This window comes from Wolbachia endosymbiont (group B) of Scrobipalpa ocellatella (assembly GCF_964188425.1).
Lineage (GTDB): Bacteria > Pseudomonadota > Alphaproteobacteria > Rickettsiales > Anaplasmataceae > Wolbachia.
The window spans coordinates 279,507-293,463 of sequence record NZ_OZ077190.1; the positions used below are offsets into that span (position 1 = coordinate 279,507).

The window sequence follows — 13,957 nt, forward strand, 5'->3', positions numbered from 1 at the left end:
GTTAGTATATAACGGAGAAATGTGCAAGAAAATATTAAGCGATTATTTAAAGATTGTTTTGCCCATTTAGGAGAAGTGGCTTTATATAAATCAAAGGATAAGTCATATATTGTACAGGTATTAAAGCAACAGCCAGATAAATTATACGAGATTGGTGAAGGACAATTTGTGGGAGAGATGCTTTTTCTTGAGGTAAATGTTTTTGATGTACTGAGGCCAATGGTGGGAGATATTTTTGTTATTGATGGCCGTAAATATAAAGTATATTCTCCACCACTGCGAGATAATTCAGGAATAGTATGGAATATAAAATGTACAGTACTTGGAGAGAAGGATGTTTAACATTGAGGTTAATGAAAATATTGAGAGAATTATTCACAACATTGATGCTAACAAAGCCAAAATAGAATTGGCAGCGGTAAGAGCGCTAAACAAAACGGCATTATGGTTAAAATCTCAGGCTGTCCGAGAAATCAGTGAAGAAAAGCAAATTAGGCTAAAAGTAATTAGAAAAAGACTAAGAATTATCAAGGCAAGGAAAAGCACTTTGAAGGTTTTAATTAGAGCATATCTGTATGATATAAATATAAAACAAGCAAAAATAAGAACAGCATTTAATGATGCATTTATGGCAACGATGCCAAGAGGCTATCGTGGTATTTTTAAACGTGTAGGAAGAACAGCACTACCGATACAGGAGGTTAAACTACCACTTGAACCTGAGGCTTCAAGGATAATAGAAAATCTTGTTAATTATGAAGTTGAAAGGATATTTGAAAAATATTTTACACATAAGTTATTTTATGACGGCATTTTGGACTAATTTACATGAGGCAATCTGTAATACGCTAAAGGCAGAGATACCAGCAATTCAAACTTGTGAGGTTTATCCAGCAATAAGGAAAGAGTTAGCAGCTCCAGCGGTATTTATAGAATTGTCAAGTCTAGAGCAAGGAAAAGATCCAGGAACAGAGGAGCTAGCGCTGAGAGCAAAATTTGAGGCACGAATAGTGATCGATAGCACAATAGAAAATGCCCCTATTATTGTCAGATCATTAGCTGCTGAGGTTGCCAGAGTAGTAAATAAAAATACTTGGAACGTGAAAAATGTTTCACCAGGAGAATTTATATCAGGAGGAGGAGATGATTTTAGGCCAGAGCTCGATGCATATTTAGTGTGGATGGTAGACTGGGCGCACGAATTGCATGTAGGGCGATCGATTTGGGAAGTGAGTAAAATAAAACCTCATTTAATCGATGTGAATGTTGGAAAGTAATTTTGCAATTTCAGAATTGCGGAGGAAATTGGCCAACATTGTCCGTATAGGCATTGTCGAAAAAATAGATTATGAAAAAGCTAAAGTAAAAGTTAAAATAGGTGAACTTGTAACAGATTTTCTTCCATGGATAACAAATAGAGCTGAAAGTTGGTCACCACCAAATATTGATGAACAGGTAATAGTATTATCACCATTGGGAGAATTGTCTTTGGGGGTGGTGTTACCGGCAATATATCAGGAAAAATACCCTCCTCCAGAGAATAAAAAGGAAGTAAATAATGTAAAATTTCAAGATGGGACAAGATTTACATATGATAAAGAGAAACATCATTTAGAGATTGAAGTAGTAGACAAGATAACACTGAATGTTGGGGAATCAAGTGTAGAGATAACAAAGAGCGAAATAAAACTAAAAGCAAAAAGAGTAAATCTAAATTAGGGAAAGGAATGAATAAATCAGTTATACGCCTAGGAGATCACTGTGAAGGAGCGTTGCTGCATTTTTGTATAAGTGGAAGCAGAGATGTATTTATAAACGGAAGACCTGTCTGTAGGCAAGGAGATAATTTTAGTGAAGGAAAAGTAATGACACAAGGGTCGAAAGCAGTGTTTGTAAATGGCAAAGCCATTGCTCGTACTGGTGACCTAATTTCCTGTGGAGCAATAGCAGAAGAAGGGAGTGATAACGTTTTTGCAGGGTAAATAATATGCGTGGTATGAGTTCTGAAACTGGTAAAACAATAAGTGGTATAGAGCATTTAAAACAATCAATAGTTGATATTTTAACTACGCCAATTGGCACTCGTGTTATGCGCCGAGATTACGGATCAAGGTTATTTGAGCTGATTGATCATCCAATTGTACCTGGTTTTGCACAAGAACTTTATGCAGCAGTTGCAGAAGCATTAGAAAAGTGGGAGCGTCGATTTAAGCTTAAACGTGTACAAATAACAGAAATAAAAGAAGGTAAAGTAACTCTCATTTTAGAGGGAACCTATCTACCAAATGGAGAGCCGATCCGCCTTGATGGTATTATAGTATAAGGTAGTAGGATGAAAACACCAAATATTGTCGAAACATTAAAATTTGAGGAAATCTTTTCGCGAATGAAAGAAGAGTTAGTGCGTCGGAATGCAAGTTTTTCTGCACTAACTGAGAGTGATCCAGCAATAAAGATACTGGAAGTAGCAGCCTGGCGTGAACTTTTGCTTAGGCAAAGGATTGATGATGCAGCACAGGCAAATTTACTTGCTTTTGCAAGAGGTAATGACCTTGATCACTTGGCTGAATTTTATGGTGTGCTGAGAAAGGAGTCAGAGAATGATGAATCCTTAAGGAAGCGGGTAAAAGCCAAAATTGTTGGTTGGTCAACAGCAGGGAGTAAGGAGCATTATCGCTATCATGCATTATCTGCTGACACGAGAGTAAAAGATGCGCAAGTGGTATCACCTATACCAGGAAGTGTACAGATTTCAATACTTTCCACAGAAAATGGTGGAGTACCTTCAGAAGAATTGCTAGAGATCGTCAGAAATCACGTTATTCGCGATGATATTCGTGTATTAACAGATACGCTTACAGTTATTGGCTGTGGTATTATTCCCATTACTATTCATGCTAAAGTGCATATTTACCCTACTGCATCCAAAGATGTTATCGAAGCTGCAAAGGAACAATTTATCAAAGATCTTGAATCTGCTAAAGGTTTAGGGTGGAATGTTACCAGATCATGGATTATTGCCCACCTCTTTATAGAAGGTATGCAGAATATAGAGCTTACAGAGCCGATAGAAGACATCGTCGTGCAAGATAATGAATGCGTTACTTTAAATAATTTAAGTGTTAGGTAAAAATTGGTGATACTTCCTCCAAATGCTTCAAAGCAAGAGCAAATACTTACAGACATAATTAATTATTCTTTTGATGCAAATTCTCTACGGGGATTTAAATTTAACCCACAGACTGAAATGTTGCCGTGGCTAGTAGCGGAATACGGCTTGGGAGAAATTTTATCCTGGGGTAAGAAAGCTACTAAGAGTGTATTAAAAGAATGGGTCTTAGCTAAGCAAAACGGAATAAGATTTCAACGTTTGCGCGGTACACCACAGTCACTGAAGATGGCGCTGAAGTGGGCAAACATTGATAATATTACCATTCAAGAAGAACCACCAGGAGAGCATTTTGCTGAATTTCAAATTGGCATCTCTGATGTTCCTAATGACTTTTTTGTCGATAGTGTAATTGCTCTGGCAAAACTTTCTGCACCGGTAAGATCTCGATTAATGCGAATATTCAATGACTATTACAATGCTCAGCGGTTTATGTTAGATGAAAGTATTTTTGGAGATCTTCTTTCAGACTACTCAGGTGTAAAAATAGCAAAAGAAGGACCAGTATTATCGTTTGGAAGAAAAAACTCATTTGAGCTGAAAATAGGAAATCCAAGATTTAAATTTGGCACTTTTAGATCACATTATGATAGAAGTTACAGTAATGATTTATATAGGTTAGATGTTGCAACATTAGGAGAGACAGAGCCTCACACGAAGAATTACAACGGTACATATGAAAGAAATCATGAGTGGTACAACTTAGAAGCACTATATCCTCTACCACAGAGTTTATTGCCAGAAATTAAGTTTGCTAAAGCATTGATAGTATTGTCAGATAGTTGGAATTTAGGGGATATCAATGCTTGTTTTGCATCAACTACTTATGAAGAAATAGAGCATACATTTCACTTAAGTGAAGATAAACTTTCTGAGCAGATTTGGAATTTTCAACGTACACCAATTTTAGAGCGATTTAGTATAACTTATTACTATGAAGCGAAGAATTTTACTGATCAAAAAATAATAGAGTCTAATTTAGTGGAATATCACGTTGATTGTAAAAATGATTCAGATTCAAAACAGAAAGATCCCATTCATGAGCTAGAAAATTACGTAGCAGCATTCTATCTAGGTATGGTTACTTGGCATGAACATCGCCACTTACATCGCCCTTGGAAAGATTTTGATCCTATTATTGCAAAAAAATTGGACGTTTTTTCTACGGATCTTGTATATACATAATATCAACTGCACAATCAACTATGTCAGTACTCACACAATCAGGCAGAGCAGCTATTGCTGCGAGCATAAAAGAGCAACCGATACATCTTGCTTGGGGATCTGGAGATTCTACCTGGGAAAGCAGCTACAAAGTTGAAAAAACTTTTGCAGCAGGCGGCAAGATAAGTTTAGATCACCACACTATTAAAGATGTAAAAGTTTATACAGGGCAAACAATTTATCAGTCAAGCATAGATTATATAGTTGATAGTAGCTCAGGCACTATTGAGCGTGTAGAAAATGGTGCAATTATAGCAGATAGCGTAATCACTATAGAGTACACTCAAGACACACCACCGGAACTAATTACTTCTGCAACATTAATTAAGGAAGTTGGACGTCGTGTTGTTGATGAGATACTCTTTTGTACTGGTGATGATGATGGAGAGCTTCTAACTCCCACAGGTAGGTTTAAACCCTCAAATGTACCAACCAATAATTTGTACCTTAAATTTACTTTCGATTTCACGGATGCAGCAAATCAAGTTATCAGGGAGCTTGGGGTTATGGTTGGTACTAAAGTAAAAAAAGAATTACCTAGAGGACAGAGATATTTTGAACCTCAAGATATAGAAGACCTTGGAATTTTGTTAGTTTTAGAACACACCGTACCACTTATCAGAACAGCTGCAACCCGGGAAACTTTTTCATTTGTTGTAACCTTTTGAATTTTTCTAGCATAAAATGACTTTAAACGCCTATTATAACCGCTTTAATCCTGACAAAGAATACGAAAAAAGCTTGTTCCTGGCAGGAAGAGGTTTACAGTCTGCAGAATTAAACGAAACTCAGGAGTATGCTCTCTCTAAGCTTAAAGGCATAGGCGATGCAATATTTCGTGATGGTGATGTTATAACAGGAAGCAATTGTATTATAGATAGAGAAACTGGTAAAGTTACGCTTGAATCAGGAAAAATCTATCTTCGTGGAGCAGTTAGAAAAGTCGAAAAAGAAGAATTTGTTATTCCACTGAGTACCACAGTTCGCATAGGTGTTTATTATGTAGAATCTACGATTACAGAACTTGAGGATGAAAACCTTCGTGATCCTGCTGTTGGTACAAGAAACTATCAGGAAGTAGGAGCTGCAAGGCTTAAAGTTTCTACCATTTGGGGTTATCAATCTGAAGGTGTTTCTTCCCCTTTTTCTGTAAATGGAGAATTTTACCCAATTTACAATATTGAAAATGGAGTATTGATAGAACATTCACCACCACCACAAGCAAATATAGTAACTACTGCGCTTGCTCGTTATGATAAAGAAGCAAATGGTTCCTACGTCGTAAATGGTCTTGAAGTAATGTTCCTGCAAAAGGAAGAGGGAGAAGGAGGAAAAAAAATATTTGTGATTAATGAGGGCAAAGCTCATGTTGATGGCTATGAAATTGAGTTACCTCACAGTATTCGTGTTTCTTTTGATGAAGATCCGGATATAAAATCAGTTGAATCAGAGCCACATACTTTTCAGCCAAATAGCCAAAGAGTAATGGAACTGAAGGTTAATGATTTTCCAATAAGTGAAATCAAAAAAGTAGATATAACTGTTCAAAAAACTATTACCATTACTCACGGTTCATATTCAGGAGCCATTGATCCGATACCTGACTCTGCAGTACTTGAAATTATTCAAATTAAACAAGGCAATGTTATTTATGAAAATAGTATAGATTACAAATTAAACGCAGGAAACGTTGATTGGTCATTACCTGGTAAAGAGCCAGCTCCTGGAAGTAGTTATCAAATAACTTACCGCTGTCGTACTCATGTAAGCCCTGAAGATATAAGTGAAGAGGGATGTAAAGTAAGAGGTGCCGTTGATAACAGCTTGGTTTTGATTGATTACACCTGGAAAATGCCCCGCTATGATTTAATTACTATCGATAGCAAAGGAGCAGTAAGGAGAATAAAAGGTATAGCTCACCCTTGGCGACCATCAATGCCTAAAGCACCTAGCGGACAACTTTTGCTCTGCTACATTCATCAGACATGGAAAAACGGAGAAAAAGAAGGGGTAAAAATAGTGAATAATGCTATTCATGCTGTACCGATGAATGAGCTTGAAGCAATGAAAAAAGGAATAAATGATCTTTATGCTCTTGTTGCACAGGAACGTCTACGCAATGATGCAAATTCAAGAGAGCCAACCACGAAAAAAGGAGTATTTGTTGATTCGTTTTTTGACGATGATATGCGTGATCAAGGAATTTCGCAGTCTGCAGCGATAGTAAACAAGGAACTAATTTTACCAATAGATGTAACTATTGCTGATATTGATGGAGGAGAAAAAACTTATTTGTTGCCGTATGAACTTGAACCGGTACTGGAGCAGCTTTTACAGACCAAAGGAGAAAAGATCAATCCATATCAAGCTTTTGATCCAGTACCGGCACAAATTACTCTAAATAAAAATATAGATCACTGGACGGAGGTAAAAACAAATTGGAAAAGTCCAGTAACAAGAGTATTTAATGTTAAAGAAACGACAGAGCTGCTGTCAAGTACTTCATACGAAACTGAATTTATGAGAGAAGCAGTACAGAATTTTGAAATTGAAGGTTTTGAGCCAGATGAAAAGCTTAAGGAAATAAAATTTGATGGCATTTCTATTATACCTATGGCATAGAGGAAAAAAAAGTGGAAAAAAGAGCTAACAACCAGGGAAAATTAAAGGGAAAGGTGAAAGTACCAGCAAATATTCCAGCAGGTACTAAATTAGTACAGTTTTATGGGGATAAAGGAAGCTATGGAGAGGCAACTTATACTGGTAAAAAAACTATTACCATAGAAGAGAGAAGAAGAGTTATCGCAGCAAGAAGAGTTGATCCTTTAGCGCAAACATTTACTCTGAATGAGAGTAGGCACATAGGAGGTCTAGATTTATGGTTCACAAATAGCGGCAAAAAACGTGTTGTTGTGCAGATTAGAGAAACAGCAGTGGGAATGCCCTCACAAACTGTCATTGCTGAAAGTTATATTGAGCCAAAAGATATAAAGATAGATGGCACAGCAACACGTATTACTTGGTCACCAGTGTTTTGCCATGCAGGACAAGAATATGCAATAGTTTTACTTACCGATGATTCAGAGACAACAGTCAAAATAGCAGAACTTGGCAAATATGATGCAGTAAATAGCCGTTGGGTAACAAGTCAGCCATATCAAGTAGGAGTATTACTCTCATCTAGTAACGCAAGTACTTGGACTCCACATCAGAACTTAGACTTAACGTTTCGGCTTTTGGCTGCAAAATTTAGCGAAGTTTCTCACATTATTGATCTTGGCAAGGTTACTGCAAATAACGTATCAGATTTAATTGTTTTGACGAACGTCGAAAAAGTAGCATTTGATACCAATGTGGAATTTATCTTAACAGATGAAGAGGGAAAAGAGAACTTTTTGTCTGATAATTTGCCACTTGCACTGCGTGAAAGATTATCTGGAGAGCTAACAGTAAAGGCAAATTTAAAAGGGTCAAAAGAAAAAAGTCCAGTGCTATATCCTGGGTTACAGCTAGTTATGGGTAATATAGGGGAAAAAGGAGATTATGTTACAAGAAGCATTACAGCAGGAGCTAACACTAAAATTACCATAACATATGATGCGCTAATACCTGGCACTGCAGACATTAAAACTTATGTAGAGAAAAACGTGGGAGAATGGCAATTAGTAAATTTAACATCAGGAAAACCAATTGGAGAAAATTTGGTAGAGAGAACTCATGTGCTGACAAACTTTAATGGCAATGAGACAAGGATAAAATTAGTTTTAAGTGGAACAGTTGTTTATCGCCCTAAGGTAAAAAATCTCAGAGTGATTGTCACATAATGACTGTTGACCAAGCCAAACGAGGATATCCACTGCCTCATCCAGAAAATATTGCAGTTCAAGATGTGGTACGTATTCGAAGAGCTATAGAAAAAATAGATGAAGATATTACCGAAAGAGAAGATGAGCATAATCAACTAAAAAATAATTTTAAACGATTTAGATTTGAAACTTTTTTGAATTTTTGGGAATGAAAGAAGCAATATACCAAAGGATAAAGGATTTAGCAGCAAACAGTACACCTGATCAACTGGCATATCTTGCAAAATCGCTGGAATTGATAGCAGATAAAAAAGCTATTTCCAACGTTGTGCAGATGACTGAAGTAAAAGGAATAATTGATGCACTACAAAAGAGGCTTAAGGATTTAGCAGCAAACAGTACACCAGATCAATTAGCATATCTTGCTAAAGCATTGGAATCAATAGTCGACAAAAGTGCAGTTTCTGAAATTGTACAGATGACTGATGGTAAGCTAAAAGAGCTTCTTGATAGTGCAAAAAAACACTTAACTGATCTGGATAATAAAAAAGCTAGTTCTTTAGCAGTGATCTCTGAATCAGAGAAGCAGTTATTAAAGAGAATTGATGAAAAAGGAACAACAAATTTATCGCTACTTGATACGAGAAAGAATGCCAATATTGCAGCAATAAATAGCATTAGTAATAGTCATAAAGATGGTCTTAAAGGTTTAGTAGAAGATTTTCGTGCTGTTAATAATGTACCACCTGGCTCATCAATTATAGGAGAAATAGAAACTCGAATTGAAAACATCTCTAATGAGGTAAAAACTCGGGATGAACAGTTAAAAGTGTCTCTTATAAATGAAATAAGAAAGCGCAACATGGTTGAACCAGGGTCATTACCTTTCTTATTTGGTGTACTTGGCAGAAAAAATAATTATTTTGGCCACGGAACTTTTACGACAGAGCTTGGAAAGTGGAGTAGTGATATAACAAAAACTGACTATATGTTACAACTACTAGCAGGTAGCCATACGTACAATACAGATTACGTTAGTTTTTATCGGCCAAGACAACTAAGTTTTATAGAGGGAAGTAAAGGAACATTTATTTACGGAGAGTTATGCACAAAAAGTTTTTCTGGTAGTTATGATGAGATATACTATTATCCGTATGCTGCACTTGGAGTAGTATTTGTAAAAAATACAACCAATGTGAACATAAATAAGACAATAGAATTTGTTGGATCATCGTATTCGAGTACGGAGTATGGGGGAGCAGGATTATTTGTGGGAACTCCTGATAACACTAATTCTAATAAATCAAGTATTTCAAAAATAGTATGGAAAAATGTTTACCAATACATGAGTTCTGATAGCAAGTTAGCTGGATCTGGTAATGTGGAGATTCCAGCAGGAAAAACAGTTGCAATATTACTTTACACATCATCTTACCTGTATTCCAGGACACAAGTTAGTCAAGGTATGCTTGCATCAAATTATGTACACAACTATGGTCAATTTATTCAGTGGGGGATTTATAACATACGTAGCAATGTTCTAACTACAGGACTTGAAGTAGATGTGGAGAGAACGCTAAAAGCTTGGCAATGTCCAGGATTATCTAACACGTATGAGATTTGGAGGTAACAAACAATGTCTATCTACATTAGATTTGAAAATGATAAACAAGTAGAAACAACAACACTTGAAAGCAAGCCAACTGAAAATGATTGGTATGAAGCACCAGAAGATTTTGATTGGCAAAAAAGCTATTGTTTAACAGAAGGAGGCAAAATTGCTCAGCGGAATCAAGAAGATATTGAATTGGAGTTACTACAAAATGCGAAGTTTTCTGCACTTTCTAATCTTCATGCTTATTATGATAACTATACTCACCAATACTCAGGATATTCTCATCAGAAGTCTAAGTCGTACGAAATACAAGCAAAAGCCGCAGAGAACATTTTAGCAGCACCAGAATCTATAGACAAAAAAGATGCAGAAATTATAGAGCCATTAGCAAAAGTCCGAGGAATTTCAGTAGTAGAAATGGCAAGAATAATTCAGGAAAAAGCAAAAAGAGCGAAAAAAGCAATAATCAAGTGCGAAGAATTGGTGGATATAGCTGAAAGGGAAATCGGTGAAGCTAAAAGTAAGGAAGAGCTGCAAACTTTGCTAGATGATTGTAAACAAAAAATGCAAGAAAGTTGAAAAGGGGAAAAAGAAATGACAGAACAGTTTCTACATGGAGTAAATGTTATCGAGGTTACCTCAGGAGCGAGGACAGTACGAACAGCTAAATCATCGGTAATTGGAGTAATTGGTACTGCACCTGATGCTGACGGGCAAAAGTTTCCACTAAATAAACCAATATTAATAGCAGGAAGCTTAAAAGAAGCAGCAAAACTTGGTCAATCTGGGACTTTGCCTTCAGCTATTAATGCAATTTTTTCCCAAATTGGTGCAACAGTAGTAGTTATTCGAGTTGAGGAGAAAGTAGAAGAGACGCTCAGCAATGTCATTGGTGGAGTTAACGAAGAAACTGGAGAATATCAGGGAATTCAAGCGTTCTTAAGCAGTGAAAGCATAGTTCATGTTGCTCCAAGAATATTAATTGCACCTCAGTTTACTCATCAGTTACCTGAAATAGATGGAGTAAATCCAGTAGTGAGTGCTTTAATTTCCATAGCAGAAAAATTAAGAGCAATTATTGTTGCAGACGGACCAAATACTAATGATGAAGAAGCAATAAAATGGAGAAAAAGTGTAGGCAGCTCAAGAGTTTACGTAGTTGACCCATGGATTAAGTTATTTATTGAAGGAAAAGAAAAAATCTTGCCATCGAGTCCATTTGTAGCTGGTTTAATAGCTAAGATAGACAGCGAGCAAGGCTTCTGGCACTCACCTTCAAATAAAGAAATAAATGGTATTGTTGGAACAAGCAGGCCTATTGATTTTACGCTCGGTAATACAAATTGTAGAGCAAACCATTTAAATGAAAATGAAGTAACAACGATAATTCATCAAAATGGCTATAGGCTTTGGGGAAATAGAACATGTTCAAATGACTCAAAATGGGCTTTTTTGTCAGTGAGAAGGACTGCAGATTTAATCAACGATAGTCTACTTCGAGCTCATTTATGGGCAGTTGATCGCAATATTACCAAAACTTATATAGATGATGTGATTGAGGGGGTAAATTCTTATCTTGCAAATTTAAAAGCGCAAGGGGCGATTATTAGCGGAAAATGTTATGCAACTCCAGAGCTCAATACACCAACAAATATTGCAAGCGGAAAAGTGTCTTTTGATTTTGAGTTCACGCCACCATATCCAGCTGAACAGATTACTTTCAGGTCACACCTTGTGAGTGGCGCAATATTGTAAAAGGAGAAAGAGAGATGTTACCAAAGATCCTAAAGAATTTTAACGTATTTGTTGATGGTCGTGGCTATGCAGGAAAAATAGATGAAGTAACCTTGCCAAAACTTACCATAAAAACAGAAGAATACAGAGCTGGTGGTATGGATATTCCAATAAATATTGATATCTTACTATTACCCACAAATATAAAGTTCGTGAGCAAGTCGCCATCCTTCTGCTAGATCAAAGAGACGTCTCCATCCTTTCCAAATAGTAATGGGGCCTGGTTCTAGATCATTTTTTCTAGCCAAATGTCCTCCAAGTTGAGCAATCCATGAAACAGCTTCTTTTATAGTAGGAGTTGCATTTGAACATGGTTTTCTATGTATTTTTACATATAGAACTTTCCATTCTTCTTCGGCTAATAAGGTAGTACACGGTAATGTTGGATCAGTTCTTGCAATTGTTGTAATAAAGAAAATTCTCCAAGCAATAATACTCATTACTGTTAAATATCGCATCAACCTTTCTGCTGTTCCAAGCCTACATTCTTCAACTTTGAGACCAGATTTTAAAATTTTATGTAATATTTCTATTTTCCATCTAAGACAATACCACCTAACTTTTTCAACAGCTTCATCAAAGGTATTGACTGGAAGATTTGTTAAAAGCATCCACTCTAGCGGATTTGTTTCAGAAGGAAAGTCTTTTTCAACAACGTAAACTGCATAGTGTGGTAATTTAAGTAATTCTTCTGTCTTATGCCTAATACTATTCTTAGATGGATGCATAATAAACTTTCCGAATCTAACTTCCAAATGTGCTGTTCTTTTTGGCTTATTATCTTTTGCAGGAACTTCAACTTTTACCGTACCTGCACAATGAGAGGATTTAATAAATTCCCATAACTTCTGCTCACCTTTTTCAGGATATCGAGATTTTCTATTTACTGCCCTATCTTTGGAAGCTCTAACTAACACTGCCGAATTAAGATTATATGCAAGCTCAAAAAACTCATATATATCTGCTTCTCTATCGCATATGGTTATAGTCTCAGTTTGAGTTGAATCAATAATGTTGTTTGTGTTGCTTAAAGTTTCTAACCATTTTATACTCTCTTTATCTTCAATGCGGATACTGTCATTGTTCTTTTTTTTTATGTTTTCAGATTCTTCAGGTCTTGAATAAATTTTTTGATCTAGTATCCCTAGTACCAAACCTTCTATACTAACAGCTAGAGCTGTATGCATTATAATACCTTGACTATGTTTTCTTGTAATAACTCCCAATCCACTTGTTTTTTCATGGTCTGTGTATGAAATATAACTTGTATCTTGGATCACAAAAATTTTTTTATGGGCTTTTGTTCTTTCAACTGTTTTAGCAACGTGTGAAGCTAGAATATCGCCTTCTTTCACGTTCTCATTTTGAAAAAAACGATATGCTGCTTTTGCTTCTGACCAACTTCCACACGCCTGATTGATTGAGCTTTCAGGTAAACTTGTAAAACTATCAGCAATATTTACTAATCGGTCAGTTAACCTTTTATCTCCAAGTACAGCATCTCCAAATTCATTTTCAGCCCATTCATTATTCCTGTTTGCCATTTTTTACCCTCAATGTTTGCAAACTTTAATGTTGTAATACTTTATTTTTATGTCCATTTATATTTGTGGGTAATAGTAAGTATTGATATGGGCATGGAAAAGCTTGAAGCAGATTTCACTTTTTCTGAATATGACTCTGAGCTCTTTAGACTTTTCGGATTGATAAACAATAATGCTGTTTCTCTTACTTTAAGAGGAGGTTTGCAGGGAAGTAGTGATGCCGAATCAGTAGTAATTAACTTAAGAGGGCTCTTTAAGGAACTTGATTTTGGTAACTGGAAGGCTGCTGAAAAAGCAACACTAAAATGTATAATTGCTGCCAACTATTATAAGCTTACCATTGATGGCAGAGAATTGATTGAAATTGACGCTGAGAATATGATTCGCAAGATCGATGGTGTTGATCAAATGACTTCTATGCGCACAGCTTTAGGAATTTAACTAAAAGGGTAAAACAATGCAAAAAATTAAATTAACTGAACCAATAAAAATCGATGGAATTTTAGTTTCAGAGCTAACTCTACGCCGTCCAAAAGTTCGAGATCGTTTAGCTGTTGAACGTATGGGTAATAGCGATGCAGAGAAAGAAGTAGCACTGATTGCAAATCTTGCAAGTATTTCAAGAGAAGCAGTAGAAGAATTTGATTTAGCAGACTACAATAAGATTCAAGAAACGTTACAAGGTTTTTTGTCTCAGCAGAAGAATTGAGGTTGAGCATATTATCACTTAGCTCAATGGTTGGTGGTGGAATCAATCAGTGGCTTGATATGGATATTGAAGAATTTATTACTTGGTTTGAAAGTA

At 36.1% G+C, this 13,957-nt stretch carries 18 protein-coding genes and 1 pseudogene; 18 read left to right on the forward strand and 1 reads right to left on the reverse strand.

Features of this window, described 5'->3' with window-relative positions; genetic code table 11:
* The first annotated feature begins 21 nt into the window (after nucleotides 1–21).
* From AB3210_RS01265 to AB3210_RS01340, 16 genes and pseudogenes are all read left to right on the forward strand, one after another.
* The gene (locus AB3210_RS01265) at nucleotides 22–342 is read left to right on the forward strand and encodes a hypothetical protein (RefSeq protein ID WP_264377373.1); all 321 of its coding nucleotides are present in this window, start codon (nucleotides 22–24) and stop codon (nucleotides 340–342) included.
* Nucleotides 335–823, forward strand: coding sequence for a phage tail protein (locus AB3210_RS01270; RefSeq protein WP_264377374.1), 489 nt, complete (start codon nucleotides 335–337; stop codon nucleotides 821–823). Before AB3210_RS01265 ends, AB3210_RS01270 begins: the two co-directional genes overlap by 8 nt.
* Nucleotides 804–1,277: a hypothetical protein gene (locus AB3210_RS01275; protein ID WP_065094331.1), complete on the forward strand. Its 474-nt coding sequence runs from the start codon at nucleotides 804–806 to the stop codon at nucleotides 1,275–1,277. Before AB3210_RS01270 ends, AB3210_RS01275 begins: the two co-directional genes overlap by 20 nt.
* Nucleotides 1,264–1,719: a phage baseplate assembly protein V gene (locus AB3210_RS01280; RefSeq protein WP_264683012.1), complete on the forward strand. Its 456-nt coding sequence runs from the start codon at nucleotides 1,264–1,266 to the stop codon at nucleotides 1,717–1,719. The genes AB3210_RS01275 and AB3210_RS01280 overlap by 14 nt, the downstream gene beginning before the upstream one ends.
* Nucleotides 1,720–1,727: 8 nt before the next feature.
* The gene (locus tag AB3210_RS01285) at nucleotides 1,728–1,982 is read left to right on the forward strand and encodes a PAAR domain-containing protein (RefSeq protein WP_065094333.1); all 255 of its coding nucleotides are present in this window, start codon (nucleotides 1,728–1,730) and stop codon (nucleotides 1,980–1,982) included.
* A 5-nt stretch (nucleotides 1,983–1,987) separates the two neighbouring features.
* Nucleotides 1,988–2,323, forward strand: a complete 336-nt coding sequence (locus AB3210_RS01290) for a GPW/gp25 family protein (protein ID WP_264683014.1) — start codon at nucleotides 1,988–1,990, stop codon at nucleotides 2,321–2,323.
* A 9-nt stretch (nucleotides 2,324–2,332) separates the two neighbouring features.
* Nucleotides 2,333–3,130: a baseplate J/gp47 family protein gene (locus tag AB3210_RS01295; protein ID WP_264683015.1), complete on the forward strand. Its 798-nt coding sequence runs from the start codon at nucleotides 2,333–2,335 to the stop codon at nucleotides 3,128–3,130.
* 6 nt (nucleotides 3,131–3,136) lie between these two features.
* Nucleotides 3,137–4,354, forward strand: coding sequence for a phage tail protein (locus tag AB3210_RS01300; RefSeq protein ID WP_264683017.1), 1,218 nt, complete (start codon nucleotides 3,137–3,139; stop codon nucleotides 4,352–4,354).
* Nucleotides 4,355–4,374: 20 nt separating this feature from the next.
* Entirely contained in the window at nucleotides 4,375–5,061 is a 687-nt protein-coding gene (locus tag AB3210_RS01305; protein ID WP_265014484.1) for a hypothetical protein, read from the forward strand.
* A gap of 16 nt (nucleotides 5,062–5,077) precedes the next feature.
* Complete coding sequence (locus AB3210_RS01310) at nucleotides 5,078–7,015, forward strand: DUF4815 domain-containing protein (RefSeq protein WP_265014485.1); 1,938 nt, start codon at nucleotides 5,078–5,080, stop codon at nucleotides 7,013–7,015.
* A gap of 11 nt (nucleotides 7,016–7,026) precedes the next feature.
* Entirely contained in the window at nucleotides 7,027–8,217 is a 1,191-nt protein-coding gene (locus AB3210_RS01315; protein WP_265014486.1) for a hypothetical protein, read from the forward strand.
* Entirely contained in the window at nucleotides 8,217–8,411 is a 195-nt protein-coding gene (locus AB3210_RS01320) for a hypothetical protein (protein WP_265014487.1), read from the forward strand. Before AB3210_RS01315 ends, AB3210_RS01320 begins: the two co-directional genes overlap by 1 nt.
* A complete protein-coding gene (locus AB3210_RS01325; protein WP_264683024.1) occupies nucleotides 8,408–9,829 on the forward strand; it encodes a hypothetical protein in 1,422 nt (473 codons plus the stop codon). The genes AB3210_RS01320 and AB3210_RS01325 overlap by 4 nt, the downstream gene beginning before the upstream one ends.
* Before the next feature lie 6 nt (nucleotides 9,830–9,835).
* On the forward strand, nucleotides 9,836–10,393 hold the full coding sequence (locus tag AB3210_RS01330; RefSeq protein ID WP_264683025.1) for a hypothetical protein: 558 nt from the start codon (nucleotides 9,836–9,838) through the stop codon (nucleotides 10,391–10,393).
* A gap of 15 nt (nucleotides 10,394–10,408) precedes the next feature.
* Nucleotides 10,409–11,569 (forward strand): phage tail sheath subtilisin-like domain-containing protein, encoded by a 1,161-nt coding sequence (locus tag AB3210_RS01335; RefSeq protein WP_264683027.1) that lies wholly within the window; start codon nucleotides 10,409–10,411, stop codon nucleotides 11,567–11,569.
* Between the two features lie 14 nt (nucleotides 11,570–11,583).
* Nucleotides 11,584–11,733 (forward strand): annotated as a pseudogene (locus tag AB3210_RS01340) (phage major tail tube protein); the annotation flags it as partial.
* 6 nt (nucleotides 11,734–11,739) lie between these two features.
* On the opposite strand, the gene AB3210_RS01345 reads toward AB3210_RS01340, so the two are convergent.
* Complete coding sequence (locus AB3210_RS01345) at nucleotides 11,740–13,152, reverse strand: IS4-like element ISWosp2 family transposase (protein WP_214303148.1); 1,413 nt, start codon at nucleotides 13,150–13,152, stop codon at nucleotides 11,740–11,742.
* 12 nt (nucleotides 13,153–13,164) lie between these two features.
* On the opposite strand from AB3210_RS01345, the gene AB3210_RS01350 reads away from it, so the two are divergent.
* Nucleotides 13,165–13,593 (forward strand): phage major tail tube protein, encoded by a 429-nt coding sequence (locus AB3210_RS01350; RefSeq protein WP_353272078.1) that lies wholly within the window; start codon nucleotides 13,165–13,167, stop codon nucleotides 13,591–13,593.
* Between the two features lie 16 nt (nucleotides 13,594–13,609).
* Nucleotides 13,610–13,861 (forward strand): phage tail assembly protein, encoded by a 252-nt coding sequence (locus tag AB3210_RS01355; RefSeq protein WP_015588509.1) that lies wholly within the window; start codon nucleotides 13,610–13,612, stop codon nucleotides 13,859–13,861.
* Nucleotides 13,862–13,957: the final 96 nt, after the last annotated feature.